The following is an 18,511-nucleotide window of genomic DNA, read 5'->3' as shown; positions in this document are numbered from 1 at the left end:
GCACCCCCGATCCCCGGTCCCGCACACCGCTCCCCGTCTCCTCGCCGGTACGTGCCATAGGGTCGGCGTGTGGAGAGTTTACGTTCGATCGATACCTGGCCAGTTGAGAATGCGGCTGCCACGGTGGTGTCCGGCGACGGGCAGGTCGCGGGCTCGCACGGCGATATCGGGCGCGTCTTCCCGCTCGCGTCCGTCACCAAGCTGATCACCGCCTATGCCGCCCTGATCGCCGTCGAGGAGGGTGTGGCCGAACTCGACGATCCGGCCGGACCTCCGGGCTCGACGATCCGCCACCTGCTGGCGCATGCGTCGGGGCTGAACCTCAACGAGCACACCACCATTGCCGACGTCGGCAGCCGTCGCATCTACTCCAGTGCCGGTTTCGAACAGCTCGCCGACGAGCTGGCCAAGCGATCCGGAATCGCCTTCGACAGCTACGTGCGCGAGGCCGTGCTCGCGCCCCTCGGCATGTCGTCGACGACCTTCGAAGGCTCTCCCGGGCACGGCGCGTCGTCGTCAGCCGGCGATCTGATCCGGTTCGCGGCGGAGCTCCAGCGCCCGACACTGATCCATCCGGCCACGATGGACACGGCCACCCAGGTCGCGTTCCCCGGACTTGCGGGGGTGCTGCCGGGCTTCGGCCGGCAGGAGCCGAACGACTGGGGGCTGGGATTCGAGATCCGCGACGGCAAGGAACCGCACTGGACCGGATCGTCGAATTCGCCGCGAACGTTCGGGCACTTCGGCCAATCCGGCACGTTCCTGTGGGTCGATCCGGACGCCGACGCCGCCTGCGTCGTCCTGACGGATCGTGACTTCGGCGAGTGGGCGGCCGAAGTCTGGCCGCCGCTCTCCGACGCCGTGCTGGCCGAGCTCGCCGGCCGGAACTGACAGTCGCCGGGTCCGGAGCCCGCCACGGAATCCGCCGGCGGCGAGATTTACACGTTGACTCTCACGTCACCGGAGTGAATCATCACGTCGCCGAACATGACGTCGCGCGTCATCGAGCGGGCCAGAAACTCGTGCGGGAACCCGAGATCGACGGCGCTGACCCGCTCCAGGCTGGCCACCTGGTCGTCGTCGAACTCCACGTCCAGCGCGCCCAGGTTGTCCTCCAGCTGGGTGAGCGTGCGTGCCCCGATGATCGGCGAGGTGACGGCGGGGTTGCGCATGATCCACGCCAGTGCCACCTGGGCGGGCGTGCGACCCATCCCGGCCGCGATGTCGCGTACCACGTCGGCAATGGCCACGCCGCGTTCGGACAGCGCCGTGTTGGCGGCGGCGACGTGCTTGCGGGTTCCCTCGTCGCTGGACGGATCACCACCGGCGTCAACGTCGACGCGGGTGTACTTGCCGGTCAGCACACCGTGCGCCAGCGGTGACCAGGGAATCACACCCAGCCCCATCTCCGCCGCCATCGGGATCAAGTCCCGTTCGACGGTCCGCTCGATCAGGCTGTACTCGATCTGCAGCGCGATCAGCGGGGACCACCCGCGCAGGTCGGCGATCGCCTGCATGCGCGCCACCTGCCACGCCGGCGCGTCGGAGATGCCGACGTAGAGCACCTTGCCCATCCGGACCAGGTCGTCCATGGCCCGCAGGATCTCCTCGACCGGTGTCGTGCCATCCCACGCGTGCAGGTACAGCAGGTCGATGTAGTCCGTGCCGAGCCTGCGCAGGCTGTCCTCGACGGAACGGACCATGCTCTTGCGGTGGTTGCCACCGGAGTTCGGATCCCCGTTCCGCATGGCCAGGGTGTACTTGGTGGCGAGCACCAGGCGCTCACGCCTACCGGCGACGAACTCGCCCAGCAGCTGCTCCGACGTGCCGTCGGTGTACTTGTTGGCCGTGTCGACGAAGTTTCCTCCCCGGTCCACGTAGGTGTCGAACATTCGCCGGGACTCGTCCTTGTCGGCGCCCCACCCCCAGTCGGTTCCAAAGGTCATCGTCCCCAGCGACATCGGCGAGACACGCAGGCCGGAGCGGCCCAGCAGCCGGTAGGTGTCGAGGGAAACGGATCCAGCCACGATTGGCCTCCTGCTCGTTGACAGCATCGATGGTCTACGGGTGTGCAGCGGCGGCACGGCGGCCGCTGCCGCCCGCACAGGTCAAGAGTCGCCGCTCGGCGGGTCCGCGGGAAGGGAGGGTTTCTCCTGGGAACGTCTATCCCAGGCAGTCACCGCCGTAGAATCGAGCGTGATGAGCACCACCGCCGACATTTCCCACGAGCTGGCGGATTTCCTGCGAACCCGGCGGAAACGGCTGGCGCCCGACGACGTCGAGCTACGCACGGGCGGCCGCACGCGGCGCACTCCGGGCCTGCGCCGCGAGGAGGTCGCCGAGCTGGCGGGCGTCAGCGTGGACTACGTGATCCGCCTCGAGCAGGCGCGCGGGTTGCGCCCCTCTCCTGGCGTACTGGAGGCCCTGGCCAACGCCTTGCGGCTCACCGATGACGAACGGGCCTACCTGTTCGACCTGGCGCGGCAGCGCCCCACCGGACGCCGCCGCGCGGCACGGCCGGATCCGGGACCGCTGGGTCAGCTGGTTCACGATCTCGAGCCGTTGCCGGCCATGCTGCTCAACCATCGCCTGGACATCATCACCTGGAACGACGCGATGTCCCGGCTCGTGATGGTCGACCTCGACTCGCTTCCCGCCGAACATCGCAACGTGATGTGGCTCTGCGTCCTCCAGCTCCCGCACCGCGATTTCTACCTCGAGCGCGAACAGGTGATCCGGCAGGGCATCGCCGACCTGCGTGCTGCCTGGGCGTCCCGCACCGATGACCCGGAGATGGCCACCCTGATCGACGAGTTGACTTCGCAGAGCGCCGAGTTTGCCCGGTTGTGGGACGAGCACGACGTCCGGGTGAACGGTCGGGGACGCAAGCGCTTGCGGCATCCGGAAGCCGGCCGGATCGACATCGACTTCGACGCGCTCACCCCGCTCGACGACCGCGACCAGCGCCTCGTCGTCTACCGGGCAGCCGACGACGCGTCCCAGACGGCGCTAGACACGATCCGCGGATCCACCGCTCAGACGCCATAGCCGGGTCGGCGCGGCCAGCCGGACGGCGCTGCCAGATGCTGTCGCGGCGTGCTGGCCCAGGATTGTCGGGACCGTGCCGTACCAGGAGTTCTCGGGCCGTAACACGTCTGCAGCCATGTTGCGGCCCGAGAAAACGTACCAACCCCTGGGTCACGCTCGCCGCCTCCGTCGTCCCTCCTCCAGCGGCTCGCCGTTCCGACCCCTGGGTCACGCTCGCCGCCTCCGTCGTCCCTCCTCCGGCGGCTCGCCGTTCCGACCCCTGGGTCACGCTCGCCGCCTCCGTCGTCCCTCCTCCGGCGGCTCGCCGTTCCGGCACATGATCATTCGGAAGGAGGAGCGGTGGCCGGGGTCAGTCGAGGAGGTCGTAGGCGGGGAGCGTGAGGAAATCGGCGAAGTCGTCCGCCAACGCCACGCGTTCGAACAGGTCGCGCGCCTGCGCGAAGCGCGCCTCGTCGAACGCGTCACCATACGCCGACCGGATCGATGCCAGCTCCTCGTCCAGGACCGAGCGAACGAGCCCGGCCGTGACGGCCGGACCGCCGTCCAGCGGGACCCCGTTGTGCACCCACTGCCAGATCTGCGCCCGCGCGATCTCGGCTGTCGCGGCGTCTTCCATGAGGTTGTTGATCGCCGCCGCGCCGTTACCCCCGAGCCACGACGCGATGTACTGCAGCGCCACGGACACGTTGTTGCGCAAGCCGTCCTCGGTGGCCGAGCCGGGCGTCGCGGCCACGTCGAGCAGGTCGGCCGCGCCCACCTGGACGTCGTCGCGGGTGCGCTCCACCTGGTTGGGACGCTGCCCCAGCACCGCGCCGAACGCCTCCTCGCAGATCGGCACCAGGTCGGGGTGCGCCACCCACGAGCCGTCGAAGCCGTCACCGGCCTCGCGCTCCTTGTCCGCGCGCACCTTGGCCAGTGCCCGCTCGTTGACCGCGGCGTCGCGGCGGCTGGGGATGAACGCCGCCATGCCGCCCATCGCGAACGCTCCACGCCGGTGACACGTGCGCACCAGCAGCTCGGTGTAGGCGCGCATGAACGGCGCGGTCATGGTGACGGAGTTGCGATCCGGCAAGACGAATTCGCTGCCGGCGTCGCGGAAGTACTTGATCATACTGAACAGGTAGTCCCACCGCCCGGCGTTCAAGCCCGACGCGTGTTCGCGCAGCTCGTAGAGGATCTCGTCCATCTCGAACGCGGCCGGGATCGTCTCGATGAGCACCGTGGCACGGATCGTGCCCTGGGGGATGCCCAGCTCGTCTTGCGCGAACGCGAAGACGTCGTTCCACAGCCGCGCTTCCAGGTGGCTCTCCAGCTTCGGCAGGTAAAAGTAGGGACCACTCCCCCGGTTCAGGAGCTCGCGCGCGTTGTGGAAGAAGTAGAGACCGAAGTCGACCAGGGCTCCTGCCACGGGAGCGCCGTCGACCAGGATGTGCCGCTCGTCGAGGTGCCAACCGCGCGGGCGCATCACGATCACCGCGAGCGGGGCGTCGTCGCGCAACCGGTATTCCTTACCGCCGGGATCGGCCTGGTACAGCGTGCGGCGCACCGCGTCATACAGGTTGACCTGGCCAGCAACGACGTTGGACCAGTGTGGGGTGTTGGCGTCTTCCAGATCGGCGAGCCACACCTTGGCGCCCGAGTTGAGCGCGTTGATCGCCATCTTGCGCTCAGTGGGTCCGGTGATCTCCACGCGCCGGTCGAGCAGGTCCTGCGGCGCCGGAGCGACCTGCCAGGAGCTTGATCGGATGCTCGCCGTCTCGGGCAGGAAGTCGAGCGTGCCGTTCTCCATCACGTCGGCGCGCCGCTTCGCTCGCAGCGCCAGGAGCTCGTCCCGGCGCGCACCGAACCTGCGCTGCAGCGCACCGATGAACTCCAGTGCTTGCGGGGTCAGGATCTCGTCACCACGGTCGACTGCCGGCCCGGTCACCTCGACGTCTGCCATCTGCTCTGCCTCTCCCTGTGAATCATGGCTGAACTACCACTTCGTGGATGTTATATTCCATGTTGCGGAATTTTCAATGCCTCATCTGATGTACGCTGTGGATTCCCGTCAGCATCAACGCAGCCACCCGAGACGAAGGAAGGCCACCGGCGGTGACACCTGAACCATCCGCCCATCGCGGTGTCCAGTCAGTCGAGCGGGTGCTGGATCTCCTCGAGCTCATGGCCGACTCCGGCGGTGAGATCGGGCTGAGCCAGCTCGCCGCAGAGTCCGGCCTGCCGATGCCGACCATCCACCGCCTCATCGGCACCCTCGTCCGGCGCGGCTATGCCCGCCAGCTGCCGTCGCGCCGTTACGCGCTCGGCCCCCGGCTCGTCCCGCTCGGGGAAAACGCCGGCCGCGCCCTCGGCGCCTGGGCCCGCCCGCACCTCGCGCAGCTCGTTGAAGAGCTGGGCGAGACGGCCAACATGGCCATGCTCGACGGCGACATGGTCGTCTACGTCGCCCAGGTGCCGTCACGACACTCGATGCGGATGTTCACCGAGGTGGGACGCCGGGTACACCTGCACTGCACCGGCGTCGGAAAGGCGGTTCTCGCGCAGCTACCCGGTGACGATGCTCGCTCCCTTCTCGGCCGCTCCGACCTGCCCGCCCAGACGCCCCGGACCATTACTGACCTCGACACCCTGCTCGCCGAGCTGGAGCTCGTACGCAGCCGCGGATATGCCGTCGACGACGGGGAACAGGAGATCGGCGTGTGTTGCTTCGCCGTCCCCGTTCCGGACGCCCCGACGCCGACGGCCATCTCCATATCGGCCCCCGACACGCGGCTGAGCACCAGTTCTGCCGAGCACGTGGTCCCGGTCATGTGCCGCATCGCGACGGTGCTGGCCGACGAGTTCTCTCATGCCACACCAAGGTAGAGGTTCTGCTTCTCCTCGTCGGCGAGCAGCTCCTCGGACCGCAGATCCGTGGCGATGCGCCCGTTGACCATCACCAGGATGTGATCGCCCAGTTCCGTGGCGAACCGGAGGTTCTGCTCGACGAGGAACACGCTCTGTCCCTCGTCGACCAGCGAGCGCAGCGTTGACGCGAGATGCTCGACGATGGCGGGCGCCAGACCTTCGGACGGCTCATCCATGACGAGCAGCCTGGGGTTGGTGAGCAGGGCCCGGGCGATGGCGAGCATCTGCTGCTCGCCGCCGGACAGGTTGGCGCCGCTGACGTCGCGGCGCTCGGCCAACCGGGGAAACACGTCGTACACGGTGTCGACCGTCCAGCGTGATCCTGCCTTCGCCCCGACCATCACCAGGTGCTCGTGCGTGCTCAGTGACGGCCAGATCCGCCGGCCCTGGGGCACGTAGCCGATGCCCGCCTTGACGATCTTGTACGGGCTCGCGCCCAGCAGCTCCTGGCCGCCGAACCGCACCGAGCCCGACGCGGCCGGCACCAGCCCCAGCAACGCTTTCGCGAGCGTCGTCTTGCCCATGCCGTTGCGCCCGACCATCGCTACCGGTTCCGCACCCACCTCGAAACCCACGTCTTGCAGGACGTGGACGCGGTCGTAGTAGACGTTGAGCCCGTCGACGACCAAGCGGCCGTCCTCATCGCCCATCCGGAGCACCTCCCAGGTAGATCCGCCGCACCAGATCGCTCGACCGCACCGTGTCCGGCCCGCCTTCCAGGACCTTCTCCCCGTCGGCCATCACGACGACGCGCTCGCCGACCACGAGCGCGATGTCCATGTCGTGCTCGATCAGCAGCAACGTGACGTCGCGATCCAAGCTGGTGAGCACGTCCATCAAGCCACCCCGTTCGGCCGGGGAGAGCCCGGCGGCCGGCTCGTCGAGCATGAGCAGGCGCGGCTGCGTGGCCAGTGCCATCACGAGCTCCAGCTGGCGCTGCTCGCCATGCGACAACTCGCCGACCTCGGTTCGCAGCCGCTCGCCCAGGCCGACGCGCTCGGCGAACTCGGCCGCCCGCGCCCGGCGGGCGCGATCCCGGTTGGCATTGCGCAACCGCCGCACCGATCCCGGCCGCCCGCAGAGCGCGAGATAGAGGTTGTCCCCGACGGTCAGGGTGCTGAACAGTTTCGACGTCTGGAACGTGCGGGCCAGGCCGCGATGCGCGCGCTTGCGCGTCGACTCGCCGGTGATGTCCGTACCGAACATGACGATCCGCCCGCCGGTCGGCCGGTGATCGCCAGCGATGACGTTGAACAGTGTCGACTTGCCAGCACCGTTTGGCCCGATCACGGAGACCCGCTCGCCGTGGCCGATGTCGAGATCGAGATCGGCCACGGCGCGCACGCCGCCGAATCGCTTGTCCAGGCCACGAATGGCCAGCACGGCATCCGCGTGCGATGCTGGCACGGCGGGCTCAGGAGGGGCACTCATCCAGGCGTTCCCAGGGTGTGTCGGGCTGTTCCACCTGCTCGGCGACCTCGCGCAGTTCGGTGGTCAGCTCGCCGTCGTTCTCGACCACCTCGGAGATGAAGACGTCGGTCTCGGCCTGCCGATTCTCGTTCAGCTCGAGCGGGCCGATCGGCGACTCCCAGCTCATCTCGCTCATGGCTGCCCGCAGCGACTCGCCGTCGTCCTCCTCGACGACGCCGCCGGCCTCCTCGATGCCCAGCAGCAGCGACTTGAAGCTGTTGTAGTAGAGGATGGCGAAGTTCGACGGCGTTTCGAAGCCCTCGTCGGGGAACATCTCCTGGTAACGCTGGACGAAGTCCTGCCACTCGTACACGTCGGCACTGGACGGCGGGTACACCATCGACGTGACGATGCCCTCGACGTTCTCGCGCACGCGACCTTCCGACTCCAGTACGTCCGAGCCGACCAGCAAGGAGCCACCGATGATCGGTTTCTCCAGGCCGAAGTCGATGGCTTGGGACAGGAAGTCCACGGCGTCCGAACCACCGAGGGCCACGAAGATCGCGTCGATGTCGTCCGGAATCGACGCGATGACGGAGCTGTAGTCGCTCTCGCCGAGCGGCACCCAGTGCGTGCTGGCGAGCTCGCCCCCGGCCTCGCAGAACCCTTCGAGGAAGCCGCCGACCTGCGCGTGCGGGAACGCGTAGTCTTCTGCCAGCGTGGCCACGCGCTCGTAACCGAGCTCGTCGATCACGTGCGGCCCCAGCGGCGCGGTCCACATCGCGCCTTCGGAGTGCCAGCGGAAGTAGTTCGGCGCCGGGTCCGACAGCGTGGTCGTGCTCGCGCCCGAGGCGGCGTCGACGATCGTCACGTGCTCCGTGTCGTGCGCATAGCTCGCCAGTGCCTCACCCTCGGCGCCGGAGAGCGGGCCGTGGATGAGGTTCACGCCATCTTGCTCCACCAGCTTGCGTGCCCGGTCCACGGCGGTCTCGGGCGTGGTGTCGGAGCTCTCGACGATCACCTCGATCGGCCTCCCGGCGACTTCGTGATCGAACTCCTCCAGCACCATCTCCACGCCACGTTCACCGTCCTCGGCGCCCGCCGCGTACGGACCTTCCAGTGCGCTGATCCTCCCGATGACGATGGGCTCGCCCTCCGCATCGCCGGCATCGGTTCCCTCGCCGTCGCCGTCCTCGCCGTTCTCCTCGCCTGGCGCGTCCATATCCGGCGAGCCCATGTCCGCCTCGTCGCCCTCATCCGATTGGCAGGCCGCGAGGACCAGCGCCGCCGCGACGGGCATGGCCCACAGTCGGCGGCCCAACGTGCGTCGTTGTCGCATCTCCTTCACCTTTCTCCGGTTCGTGTCGAGCGCGTACCGTCGTCGATCTGGGGACCGGACCGGCCCGGCGGTGAAAGCTTCGATCCCACCGCGACCCGTTCCGGACGTGTTCCGTCACCGTCGCGACCGGACGCGGGTCGGTCCCCGCCCAGGTCGCGACCGCGCCATCCGTTCCATGCCCGTCGCCCTGTGCGCCCGTACTCCCGCAGCTGCCGTGGCAGGTCGACGATGCCGCCCCGGAAGAACAGCAGGACCACGACGAACACGACGCCGGTCAGCGTGACCCGCCGCATCGGGATCCATCCGGCCTGGGCGAAGTTCTGCAGCATCGTCAGCCCCAGCGCTCCGGCGAAGGCGCCCCAGAGGGAGTTGATGCCACCGAGCACGGACACGATCAGCACATCGATCGACCGGAGCAGGTCGATCGCTCCCGGCGTGATCCCGCCGTGGTAGAAGAAGGCGAGCGCACCCGAGACTGCGGCGATGAAGGCAGCGAACGTGAACGCTAACATCCGATAGAGGTAGACGTTGTATCCCAACGCCCGCATCCGCTCCGGACTGTCCCGGATACCGCGCAGCGCCAGGCCGAACGGTGTCCGCGAGACATACCAGCACAACGCGAACGCACCGGCGGCGATGGCGAGCGCCAGGAAGTAGAAGACGTTCCGGTTGTCCAGCGACAACCCGAACGGCTCCGGCCGGGTGATGTTGCTGATTCCCTGATACCCGCGGGTCAGCGTCGCCGCGTTCAAGACCAGGAAGTACAACAGCTGCGATACCGCGAGCGTGAGCATCAGGAAGTAGACGCCCTGCGTACGCACCGCGATCAGCGCGACGACCGCACCCACGGCGGTGGCCAGCAGGATTCCCGCGGGTATGGAGACCACATAGGGGACATCGTTCTGCGTGGTGAGAACGCCGACGGTGTATCCGGCGACGGCGAAGAACGTCATCTGACCGAGCGAGAGCATACCCGTGTTGCGGGCCAGCCAGATCAGGCTCAGCGCGACCACACCCAGCCACAACGAGCGGATCGCGATGCTGACCACCCAGAACTGCGGTTGCGGAACGACGAACGGGAAGGCCACGAGCAGGAGCACTGCCGCGGCGATGATGCCGGCTCCCTTCGAGCCCTCGAATATCCGCCGCCACCCGCGCCGGGAATCCGCGTCGGGCGGGGAATTCCGCCGGGGATCGCGGGCTACCAGATCCGGGCCAGTCATGCCGTCCTCCCCAGTAGACCTTGCGGGCGCACCGCGAGCACGCCGATCATCAGCGCGAACGTGACGATGGAGGCCACAGCGGGCGTGTAGCCCAGGGCGAACTGCGACACCAGGCCAACCAGCAGGGCGCCGATCGCCGCGCCCGGAATGCTTCCCATCCCGCCGACGATCACGACGATCAGCGAGTACAGCAGGTATTCGACGTCGGTTCCCGGCGCCAGGGAGAACGCTCCGGCCCCCACAGCACCGGCCAGTCCCGCCAGCGCCGAGCCGATGAAGAACACGGCGGCGAAGACCACGCGGACGTTGATGCCCGTCGCCGACACCATGTCCCGGTCGTCGACGCCCGCCCTGATGATCATTCCGAACCGGGTCCGGCTGATGAAGAGCCACAGCGCGATGCCGACCAGGATCGCCAGGCCGAGGACGAAGATCCGGTATCGCGGGTAGACGATACCGGCCACCCCCAGTTCCATCCCGCCACTGAGGAAGTCCGGCGGCACCACGGAGTGGGCCACACCTCCGTAGTAGACAAGCAGCTGGTCGGCGAGGATCAGCGAGACGCCGATGGTCACCAGCGCCACCCGCATGTCCTCGTGCTCGATGGCCCGTAGCAGCACCTGATGCATGACGACGCCCACCGCCCCGACGGCGGCGAGCGCCGCCAGCAGCCCGAGGCTCCACGACTCCGTGCCCTGGAGCACGCTGAACGCGACGTACCCGCCGAGGAGGTAGAACGCGCCGTGGGCCAGGTTGACGATGCGCATCATCCCGAAGATCAGCGTCAGCCCGCTGGCCACGAGGAAGTACAGGGACGCGACCGTCAACCCGTTGAGGCCGATGGTCAGGATCTGGTCCATCGTCAGCCGTTCCCGAAACTGCGCGTGAAGGTCGGCACGCTGCCGGGAGGGAGCTCGGTATAGTCAGGTAGCTCCGCCAGCGCTCGCTCCTCCGCGCCACCCGGGTTGTACAGGGCGATCAGGCGCATCGGCGACCAGCCCGTGTTGAACGTCGCGTGGTACATGCCCTGCGGCACGTAGATCACGTCGCCGGGATGCACCAGGAACGGCTCCTGATCGTCCAGCATCTGCTCACCCGTGCCGGAGAGGACGTACAGCACTTCCTCGGCGGTCGGGTGGTTGTGCCGCTCGTGCCCCTTGGCCGGGTTCAACACCACCTCACCGAACGACAGCGTGGCGCCCGGCGTGGTGTCCGGCTGCACGAACCACTTGACGGTGCCCCAGTCGAACGTCATGGTCGGCCGGCTGTGCGGGTCGATCTGGCTCAGTTTCATCGAATCCTCCTGATCACGGATGCGCCGGTCGTAGCGCCTTGAACCGGCGCATGTTCTCGGTCATGGCCACCTCCGTCGGCAGGCGTTCCATGCTCGACGCGCCGAAGAAGCCAACCACCCCGGACGTTCGTTGCAGGACGTATGCGGCGTCGTCGGGCTCGGCGATCGGCCCGCCATGGCAGAGGACGAGGACGTCGCTGTTAACGCTCACAGCCGCATCCCGCATCGCCTGGACGCGCTCGACCGCCTCGTCGAGCGTGATCGCCGTCTGCGCGCCGATGGTCCCGGACGTCGTGAGACCCATGTGCGGCACGAGAACGTCGGCGCCGGCCGCCGCCATCTTCTCGGCCTCTTCAGGGGTGAAGACGTACGGCGCGGTCAGCATGTCCAGCTCGTGAGCCTGCCGGACCATGTCGACCTCGAGATCGAAGCTCATCCCGGTCTCTTCGAGATTGGCGCGGAACACGCCGTCGATCAGGCCAACCGTCGGGAAGTTCTGCACCCCGGCGAAGCCCAGGGCCTTGAGCTCGCGCAGGAAGACGTCCATGCGCCGGAATGGATCGGTGCCGCACACCCCCGCGAGCACGGGCGTCTCCCGGACGACGGGAAGCACCTCGCGGGCCATGTCGACGACGATGGCGTTCGCATCGCCATAGGACAGCAGCCCTGCCAGCGACCCGCGCCCGGCCATGCGGTAGCGGCCCGAGTTGTAAATGATGATCAGATCGACCCCGCCGGCCTCGGCGCACTTCGCCGACAGCCCCGTGCCCGCGCCGGCCCCGATGACGGCACCACCGTCGGCCACGACCCGGTGCAGCCGCGCGAGTGCTTCACCCCGATTCATCTAGACCCCTGCCTCCTTGCTCGCGTGTTCACGTGTCATCTCCTCGAAACGGTCGGCCATCGCCGTGGCGAAGGCCGGATCGTTGATGTGCGTGTCCATCTCGACCAGCTCGACCCGCCGGGTGTCCAGGTTCGCGCGCACCGCCTCGAACAACGCGGCGTCCGCGTCGGCATCGTGGAACGCCCCTCCGTCGACCGCGATCGCGGACACACCACGCAGCGGGACGAACAGGGCGGCGGGTCCGGTCGCGGCGTTGAGTTTCCCGGCGAGCCGGCGGCCCAGCTCGGCGCACTCGCCGGGCGTCGTGCGCATCAGGGTCACGTTCTCGTTGTGCTGGTAAAGGCGGCGGTCCCGGTAGCGCGCCGGCACGCTGTCGAGGGGACCGAAATTGACCATGTCGAGGGCACCCAGCGACACCACCTGTGGCAGGCCCAGCCGCCCGGCCATCTCGAGACGATCGGGCCCGGCGCTCATGATGCCGCCCGCGAGCTCGTCGGCCAGCTCCGTCGCCGTGATGTCGAGAACGCCGCTCAGGTATCCGTCGGCCGCGAGCGCCTCCATCGACTGCCCGCCCGTTCCGGTGGCGTGGAAGACGAGTACCTCGTACCCCGACTCTTCCAGACGCTCGCGTGCCGCCGTGACGCATTGCGTCGTGACCCCGAACATCGTGGCGCCGACGAGGGGGCGCGTGGCCACGTCCGGGGGCTCCGCGCGCACCATTCCGGCCATCGCACCGGCGGCATTGGCCAGGATGCGCGCCGAGAGCCGGTTGATTCCCGCGATGTCGACGACGGAGTACATCATCGCGATATCCCTGGCACCCACGTACGGGCGGGTGTCTCCCGAGGCGACCGTGGACACGATGAGCTTGGGGACACCGACCGGCAGCGTCCGCATGGCGTGCGCCGCCAGCGAGGTGCCACCCGAACCACCCATGGCGAGCACCCCGTCGAGCCGGCCGTCCGCGAGCAAACCGGCGAGCACGGCCGCCGCGCCCTCAGCCATCACCGACACCGCCCGGCCGCGATCACCCGACTCGCGCAACTCGGACAGCGACGCCCCGCCCGCCGCCGCGACGTCCTCTGCCCCGACATCCGGGCCGTCGCCCCGCGGCGGATACACACCACAGTCGACCATCAGGACGTCCACGCCGGAACGGGTCAGGCAACGGCGGAGAAAGTCGTACTCCTCGCCCTTGGTGTCCAGAGTTCCCAGCAAGATCACGGTCGGCATCAGCTCTTCCCTCCTCGGCTCGCCTTCCTGGCGATCACGACCTTGATGATCATGATGAGCTCGCCTCCAGCGCCCGCTCGCCCAGCGCCGACGCGAGGATCTGGACCGGATGCACCACCGGGCGATCGAGCTCCCGCGCGATCTGAAGGGCACAACCCGGATTCGTGGTGACCACCATCTGCGCACCGGTGGACGCGAGCGCCTCCGCCTTGCGCCGGCCCAGCTCGCCCGCGGCCTCCGGCTCGACCAGGTTGTAGATACCGGCCGAGCCGCAGCAGATGCCGTCGTCCAGCACCGGGCGCAGCTGGAGGCCGGGCACCCGCTGCAGGAGGTTCCGCGGCTCGGAGGTAATGCGCTGCGCGTTGGCGAGATGGCACGCGTCGTGGTACGCGACCGTCACGTCGAGCTGGCCATAACTCTGCCGGGGCGGCAAGCCGGCCAGTACCTCGGTGACGTCCCGAACCTTGCCGGCGAACGCGGCGGCCCGCTCGGCGTAATCGGGATCGTCGGCCAGCAGGCGGCCGTAGTCCTTCAACGCCGATCCGCACCCGGCCGCGTTCACCACGATCGCGTCGAGTTCCAGCGGCGCGAAGACGTCGACGACGGAGCGGGCCCGATCCAGGGCGCCCGCCTCCCGCCCGCCGTGCAGTTCGAGCGCGCCGCAGCAGCCCTGCGCGGGCGGGGCGACCACCTCGCACCCCTCCGCGGCCAGCACCCGGACCGTAGCGGCGTTCACGTCGCCGAAGAAGACCTCCTGGATGCACCCCGTGAGGAACCCGACCCGCTGGCGGCGCTCACCCTCCGCGGGCGTCAGCCGCGGGGTACGCCGGGTGACAGCGCGAAGCGTCGTGGACGGCATCAGCGATTCGAGGGCCTGCAAGCGCGCGGGAAGCCGGCCGCGCACGCCGCTGCGCCGCACCAGGGTGGCCAGGCCCGAGCGCTGGTAGAGCCAGCCCAATGCGGCCGCCAGCCGCAGCCGTCGCCGGCCGGGGAACATCCGGAACAGCAGCGAACGGAACAGCCGGTCCCGCCACGGGCGCCGGTAATCCCGTTCGATGGTCGCCCGCGCCGACTCGATCAGCTCGCCGTACTTCACGCCCGACGGGCACGCCGGCACGCAGGCCATGCAGCCCAGGCACGCGTCCATGTGCCCGACCCACGTGGAGTCGATCGGCGTGTCGCCCTCGAGCGCGGTCTTCATCAGGTAGATCCGGCCCCGGGGCGAGTCCATCTCCTCGCCCCACAGGCTGTACGTCGGGCACGCCGGCAGGCAGAACCCACAGTGCACACAGTCGTCGATCAGCTCGCGGTCCATCTACAGGCCTCCCAAGAATCGGCCGGGTGCGAACCGTCCTTCCGGGTCCAGCGCCCGCTTCACCGATCTCGACAGCTTCACTAGTTGCGCGGATCGGGGCTCGCCCCACGGGTCCACCAGGCCGTCCAGGCCGTCCGGACGGTCCCGGACGACGACGCTCCCGCCGAGCGCGCACACGTGCTCGCGCCAGGCCGTGACCGTCGCCGCGTGTGCGGCCGGATCGGCGCCGGTGATGATCGCATCGTGCAGGCCCAGGCCAGCGTGGCTGTGCAGGCGCGCCTCGACGCCGCTCGCGTCGGCGGCACGATGCAGGCCGCCGGCGACGTCCGCCAGCTGGCTCGGCAGCGTCGCCGCTCGCGCGACCGTTTCCCCCTCGGCTTCCCCCTCAGCGCCGTCGTCGCCCGCCGTGCCGGCGTGCGCCTCCCGCCAGGCGTCCCACAGCCCGTCCTCGCCGTCAGCGGGTTCGGCAGCCAGGTCGTGCCGCCGTGCGACGTCGACTAGCTGGTCCACCCGGGCGTCGAGCCCGGCCGCCCGGCCTTCCAGCCCGACAAGCAGCCACCCGCCACCCCCGGCCTGACCCCGCTGATCATGAACACTAATCGACCTATGAGGTCGATTAGTGTTCATGATCAGCGGGTCTTGGGGTTGGGTGGGAGCGGGGGCGGACCATTCGAGAAGGGCGCATTCGACCGGGCTGGCCAGCACGTCGAGCACGAATGCCGTCGCGTCCCCAGCCGACGCCGGAATCAGCACCGTGCGCGAGGCCTCCGGCCGCGGGTGCAGCCGCACGGTCATCTCGACGACGAGCGCGAGCGTGCCCAGCGAGCCACACCAGAGCCGGTTGAGATCGTAGCCCGCGACGTTCTTGATCACGGTCCCGCCGCTTCGCCCCACCGTTCCGTCAGCCAGCACCACGGTGGTGCCGATCACGAGGTCACGGATGCCGCCATAGGCCAGCCGGCGCGGACCGGCGTCGTTCGCCACGTAGACGCCCCCGACGGTGGCGCCACGTGCCGCCCGCGGCGGATCCACGGCCAGCTCCTGGCCGGCGACGGCGAGCTGCTCCTGCAACTCGTGCAGCGGCATCCCCGCCTGAACCGTGGCGGTCATGTCACCCGGCTCGTGGTGGATCAGCCGATTCAGCGCACGCGTGTCGATGACCGACCACGGCCGCTCACCGGCCGGGCGGGCACCCCACCGCAGCTTCGAGCCGCTGCCGCGCACCAGCACGTTCGTATCCGCCTGCCGCGCCGCGAGCACCGCCTCCCGGGCGCCCGCCAGCTCCGCCGGGCGATAGCTCGCCTGCGCTTCGGCAACGGTCCCCGCTTCGGGATGCATCATGCTCACAACCGCTCGATCACGCCGGCCGCCTCCAGGGGGTGCGGCCGGTACGGTCCGGGTTTCTCGCCACATAGCCGCGGCGTCGGCAGCACCTTGTCGGGGTTGCAGCGGCCCGCCGGATCGAACGCCGCGCGTACGCGGTCCATGACGGCGAGATCGTCGGCGCCGAACATGGTCGGCATCGAACACGCCTTGTCCACGCCGATGCCGTGCTCGCCCGAGAGCGAGCCTCCGAACTCGACGCACAGCTCGGCGATCCGCGCAGACAGCGACTCCGCGCGTTCACCCTCGCCGGGATTCGCACTGTCGTAGAGGACGAGTGGATGCAAGTTTCCATCACCGGCGTGGAACACATTCGCCACCCGGAGATCGGCTTCCGCGGCCATCTCCGCGATCCGGGCGAGGCACTCGCCCAGCCGCGTGCGCGGGATGACGCCGTCCTGGACGAAGTAGTCTGGCGCCAGCCGGCCCATGGCCGCGAACGCGGCCTTGCGGCCCTTCCACACCAGAGCACGCTCTTGCGGGTCGTCGGCAACGCGAATCGCCGTCGACCCGGATTCCTGGCATAACGCGACCGTCTCGGCGAACGCGGCGTCACACTCGGCCGCCGGGCCGTCCAGTTCCACGATCAATGCCGCGCCCGAGGACACGTCGAACCCTGCCGCCGCGTCTTCCTCGCACGCCTGGATGGCGAGATTGTCCATCATCTCCACCGCCGCCGGCACGATCCCGGCAGCGACGATCGCGCTCACCGCGACGCCGGCCGCGGCCGGGCTCTCGAAGTCGGCGACCAGCGTGCGGACGGCCTCCGGACGGCGCAACAGCCGTAGCGTGATCTTCGTGACCACGCCGAGCGTTCCCTCCGAGCCGACGAGCACGCCACGCAGGTCATATCCGGGCGGATCGAGGGTGGAAGAGCCGAGCTCGACGGTCTCACCGTCCGGCAGCACGAGCTCACATCCCAGCACGTGATGCGTCGTGAATCCGTACTTCAAGCAGTGCGCCCCGCCCGAGTTCTCGGCGAGGTTGCCGCCGATGGAACACACGATCTGGCTCGACGGGTCCGGCGCGTAATAGAGGTCGTGCTCGCTGACCGCACGGCTGATCGCCGCGTTGGTGACACCCGGTTCGACCACGATCCGCTGATTCACCGGGTCGATGTCGAGGATGCGGTGCATCCGGGACATGACGATCAGCACACCCTCGGGATGCGGGAGTGCTCCAGCGGACAGGCCGGTTCCGGCGCCCCGGGGAACCACCGGCACACCGTGCCGGACACACGCACGCATCACGGCCGCGACGTCATCCGCAGAACTCGGAAGCGCCACGAGTGCCGGAACGGACCGGTACGCGGCGAGGCCGTCGGCCTCGTAGGTGCGGCGCTGCGCCCACTCCGTCACCAGCCCGTCGGCTCCGAGGATGTCGAGGAGGTCGCGCTGCAACTCGGACTTCACCACGACCACTCCCCACTATCCGATAGGTGGATATAGTGTGTTTTAATATGGATAGGATGTTACGGTCGCGTGAATACATCGTCAATGGTGGCTGGACCATCGATGTCGTGGACCGCTCCAGACCGTGCGCAGGTCCCGAGGGTCGGGCGTGGTCATGAGGGAGGCAGACGTGGCGAAGAGCAAGAACGCCAGCGGAGTCCAGTCTGTCGAGCGCGCGCTCGATGTCCTCGAAGCACTCGCCCAGGCGGACGGCGCGCTCGGGCTCACCACGCTCATCCAGGAGACCGGCCTGCCCCTGGCCACGGTTCATCGCCTGCTGACAACGCTGGCCGCACGCGGCTACATCCGGCAGGACCCGGAATCTCGCCGGTACCTCCTCGGGCCCAGCGTGCTGAAGCTGCGCGAGCCCTACACGAGGCTGTTCGGCGTCTGGGCCCAGCGGCATCTGGCCGAACTTGCCGATGTCAGCCAGGAAACGGCGAACCTCGCCGTCCTCGATGGCAGCCACGTCGTCTACATCGCCCAGGTCGGAGCGCCCCAACGGCGGCTGCGCATGTTCACGCATGTCGGCAACCGCGTCTTGCCCCATTCGAGTGCCGTGGGCAAGGTACTGCTGGCGTTCACACCCCGCGAGGAGGCGGAAAGGATCATCGAGCGCACCGGCCTTCCCCGCCGCACCGCCGCGACCATCACCGAGTGGGAGCACTTCGCCACCGAACTCGACACCGTAGCCCGGCAGGGCTACGCCGTAGACGCGGGCGAGGAGGAAGAAGCCGTGCGGTGCATCGCCGTGCCGGTATTCGTCGTGGGCCAGCCCGTTGCCGCGATCTCCGTCTCCGGCCCGGCTGCCCGGCTGGAGACCCGGCAGCAAGACCGGCTGCTGGCCGAGATGACCCGTATCGCCGCCGCACTATCCGCGTCCCTGCGAGCTGGCCACACCGACGACGAAGCACTCGACCAGCTCAAGAGCGTCCATACCTAGCTTGCCCGGACACGGACGCCGACTTTGACACTCAGACGCGCGAAAACACCGCCAAAACGGCGAATAGACGCACGCCTCGGTATCGAAGTCAGCTCAGCGGCGAATCTCTTCGACAATGTAC

Annotated in this window: 17 protein-coding genes; 4 read left to right on the top strand and 13 right to left on the bottom strand. The window is 68.8% G+C overall.

The features are described 5' to 3' along the window. Positions 1–69: 69 nt before the first annotated feature. Positions 70–891 (top strand): serine hydrolase domain-containing protein, encoded by an 822-nt coding sequence (locus DPM12_RS08015; protein ID WP_112257792.1) that lies wholly within the window; start codon positions 70–72, stop codon positions 889–891. A 47-nt stretch (positions 892–938) separates the two neighbouring features. On the opposite strand, the gene DPM12_RS08010 is transcribed toward DPM12_RS08015, so the two are convergent. Further along, positions 939–2,027: an aldo/keto reductase gene (locus DPM12_RS08010; protein ID WP_112257791.1), complete on the bottom strand. Its 1,089-nt coding sequence runs from the start codon at positions 2,025–2,027 to the stop codon at positions 939–941. A 172-nt stretch (positions 2,028–2,199) separates the two neighbouring features. Here DPM12_RS08010 and DPM12_RS08005 point away from each other — a divergent pair, with 172 nt between their 5' ends. Continuing rightward, positions 2,200–3,048, top strand: coding sequence for a helix-turn-helix transcriptional regulator (locus tag DPM12_RS08005; protein ID WP_211658630.1), 849 nt, complete (start codon positions 2,200–2,202; stop codon positions 3,046–3,048). Between the two features lie 349 nt (positions 3,049–3,397). Here DPM12_RS08005 and aceB read toward each other — a convergent pair whose 3' ends face one another. After that, positions 3,398–4,990 carry a malate synthase A gene (gene aceB, locus DPM12_RS08000; RefSeq protein WP_112257789.1) on the bottom strand — a complete coding sequence of 531 codons (1,593 nt, stop codon included), beginning with the start codon at positions 4,988–4,990 and terminating at the stop codon, positions 3,398–3,400. Between the two features lie 152 nt (positions 4,991–5,142). On the opposite strand from aceB, the gene DPM12_RS07995 reads away from it, so the two are divergent. Continuing rightward, on the top strand, positions 5,143–5,913 hold the full coding sequence (locus DPM12_RS07995) for an IclR family transcriptional regulator (protein ID WP_245951231.1): 771 nt from the start codon (positions 5,143–5,145) through the stop codon (positions 5,911–5,913). On the opposite strand, the gene DPM12_RS07990 is transcribed toward DPM12_RS07995, so the two are convergent. Genes DPM12_RS07990 through DPM12_RS07940 form a run of 11 tightly spaced genes read right to left on the bottom strand, consistent with a single transcriptional unit; the run spans position 5,895 to position 17,411 of the window. Then, positions 5,895–6,605, bottom strand: coding sequence for an ABC transporter ATP-binding protein (locus tag DPM12_RS07990; RefSeq protein WP_112257787.1), 711 nt, complete (start codon positions 6,603–6,605; stop codon positions 5,895–5,897). The genes DPM12_RS07995 and DPM12_RS07990 overlap by 19 nt on opposite strands. Further along, the gene (locus DPM12_RS07985) at positions 6,595–7,386 is read right to left on the bottom strand and encodes an ABC transporter ATP-binding protein (RefSeq protein WP_112257786.1); all 792 of its coding nucleotides are present in this window, start codon (positions 7,384–7,386) and stop codon (positions 6,595–6,597) included. Before DPM12_RS07985 ends, DPM12_RS07990 begins: the two co-directional genes overlap by 11 nt. Next, a complete protein-coding gene (locus DPM12_RS07980) occupies positions 7,370–8,704 on the bottom strand; it encodes an ABC transporter substrate-binding protein (RefSeq protein WP_123788518.1) in 1,335 nt (444 codons plus the stop codon). Before DPM12_RS07980 ends, DPM12_RS07985 begins: the two co-directional genes overlap by 17 nt. A gap of 5 nt (positions 8,705–8,709) precedes the next feature. After that, positions 8,710–9,927 (bottom strand): branched-chain amino acid ABC transporter permease, encoded by a 1,218-nt coding sequence (locus DPM12_RS07975; RefSeq protein ID WP_112257784.1) that lies wholly within the window; start codon positions 9,925–9,927, stop codon positions 8,710–8,712. After that, the gene (locus DPM12_RS07970; protein ID WP_112257783.1) at positions 9,924–10,787 is read right to left on the bottom strand and encodes a branched-chain amino acid ABC transporter permease; all 864 of its coding nucleotides are present in this window, start codon (positions 10,785–10,787) and stop codon (positions 9,924–9,926) included. Before DPM12_RS07970 ends, DPM12_RS07975 begins: the two co-directional genes overlap by 4 nt. Before the next feature lie 2 nt (positions 10,788–10,789). Beyond that, positions 10,790–11,221, bottom strand: a complete 432-nt coding sequence (locus DPM12_RS07965; protein ID WP_112257782.1) for a cupin domain-containing protein — start codon at positions 11,219–11,221, stop codon at positions 10,790–10,792. Between the two features lie 13 nt (positions 11,222–11,234). Beyond that, positions 11,235–12,065 carry a phosphoenolpyruvate hydrolase family protein gene (locus DPM12_RS07960; protein WP_112257781.1) on the bottom strand — a complete coding sequence of 277 codons (831 nt, stop codon included), beginning with the start codon at positions 12,063–12,065 and terminating at the stop codon, positions 11,235–11,237. Further along, the gene (locus DPM12_RS07955) at positions 12,066–13,298 is read right to left on the bottom strand and encodes a Tm-1-like ATP-binding domain-containing protein (protein WP_112257780.1); all 1,233 of its coding nucleotides are present in this window, start codon (positions 13,296–13,298) and stop codon (positions 12,066–12,068) included. A 49-nt stretch (positions 13,299–13,347) separates the two neighbouring features. Beyond that, the gene (locus DPM12_RS07950) at positions 13,348–14,613 is read right to left on the bottom strand and encodes a (Fe-S)-binding protein (protein ID WP_112257779.1); all 1,266 of its coding nucleotides are present in this window, start codon (positions 14,611–14,613) and stop codon (positions 13,348–13,350) included. Next, positions 14,614–15,954 carry an FAD-binding oxidoreductase gene (locus DPM12_RS23130; RefSeq protein ID WP_123788519.1) on the bottom strand — a complete coding sequence of 447 codons (1,341 nt, stop codon included), beginning with the start codon at positions 15,952–15,954 and terminating at the stop codon, positions 14,614–14,616. Positions 15,955–15,956: 2 nt separating this feature from the next. Next, positions 15,957–17,411 carry an FAD-linked oxidase C-terminal domain-containing protein gene (locus DPM12_RS07940; RefSeq protein ID WP_112257913.1) on the bottom strand — a complete coding sequence of 485 codons (1,455 nt, stop codon included), beginning with the start codon at positions 17,409–17,411 and terminating at the stop codon, positions 15,957–15,959. Between the two features lie 166 nt (positions 17,412–17,577). On the opposite strand from DPM12_RS07940, the gene DPM12_RS07935 reads away from it, so the two are divergent. Beyond that, entirely contained in the window at positions 17,578–18,390 is an 813-nt protein-coding gene (locus DPM12_RS07935; RefSeq protein ID WP_245951230.1) for an IclR family transcriptional regulator, read from the top strand. Positions 18,391–18,511: the final 121 nt, after the last annotated feature.

The organism is Phytoactinopolyspora halophila (assembly GCF_003287285.1).
Taxonomy (GTDB): domain Bacteria; phylum Actinomycetota; class Actinomycetes; order Jiangellales; family Jiangellaceae; genus Phytoactinopolyspora_A; species Phytoactinopolyspora_A halophila.
The sequence above is the reverse complement of the archived record's forward strand: the minus strand, read 5'-3'. Positions and strand labels throughout refer to the sequence as shown.

Bases quoted from the DNA above. Each gene is read 5' to 3' on its own strand.
- DPM12_RS08005 (WP_211658630.1), top strand. From the start codon at position 2,200: ATGAGCACCACCGCCGACATTTCCCACGAGCTGGCGGATTTCCTGCGA.
- aceB (WP_112257789.1), bottom strand. From the start codon at position 4,990: ATGGCAGACGTCGAGGTGACCGGGCCGGCAGTCGACCGTGGTGACGAG.
- DPM12_RS07990 (WP_112257787.1), bottom strand. From the start codon at position 6,605: ATGGGCGATGAGGACGGCCGCTTGGTCGTCGACGGGCTCAACGTCTAC.
- DPM12_RS07985 (WP_112257786.1), bottom strand. From the start codon at position 7,386: ATGAGTGCCCCTCCTGAGCCCGCCGTGCCAGCATCGCACGCGGATGCC.
- DPM12_RS07980 (WP_123788518.1), bottom strand. From the start codon at position 8,704: ATGCGACAACGACGCACGTTGGGCCGCCGACTGTGGGCCATGCCCGTC.
- DPM12_RS07975 (WP_112257784.1), bottom strand. From the start codon at position 9,927: ATGACTGGCCCGGATCTGGTAGCCCGCGATCCCCGGCGGAATTCCCCG.
- DPM12_RS07970 (WP_112257783.1), bottom strand. From the start codon at position 10,787: ATGGACCAGATCCTGACCATCGGCCTCAACGGGTTGACGGTCGCGTCC.
- DPM12_RS07965 (WP_112257782.1), bottom strand. From the start codon at position 11,221: ATGAAACTGAGCCAGATCGACCCGCACAGCCGGCCGACCATGACGTTC.
- DPM12_RS07960 (WP_112257781.1), bottom strand. From the start codon at position 12,065: ATGAATCGGGGTGAAGCACTCGCGCGGCTGCACCGGGTCGTGGCCGAC.
- DPM12_RS07955 (WP_112257780.1), bottom strand. From the start codon at position 13,298: ATGCCGACCGTGATCTTGCTGGGAACTCTGGACACCAAGGGCGAGGAG.
- DPM12_RS07950 (WP_112257779.1), bottom strand. From the start codon at position 14,613: ATGGACCGCGAGCTGATCGACGACTGTGTGCACTGTGGGTTCTGCCTG.
- DPM12_RS23130 (WP_123788519.1), bottom strand. From the start codon at position 15,954: ATGATGCATCCCGAAGCGGGGACCGTTGCCGAAGCGCAGGCGAGCTAT.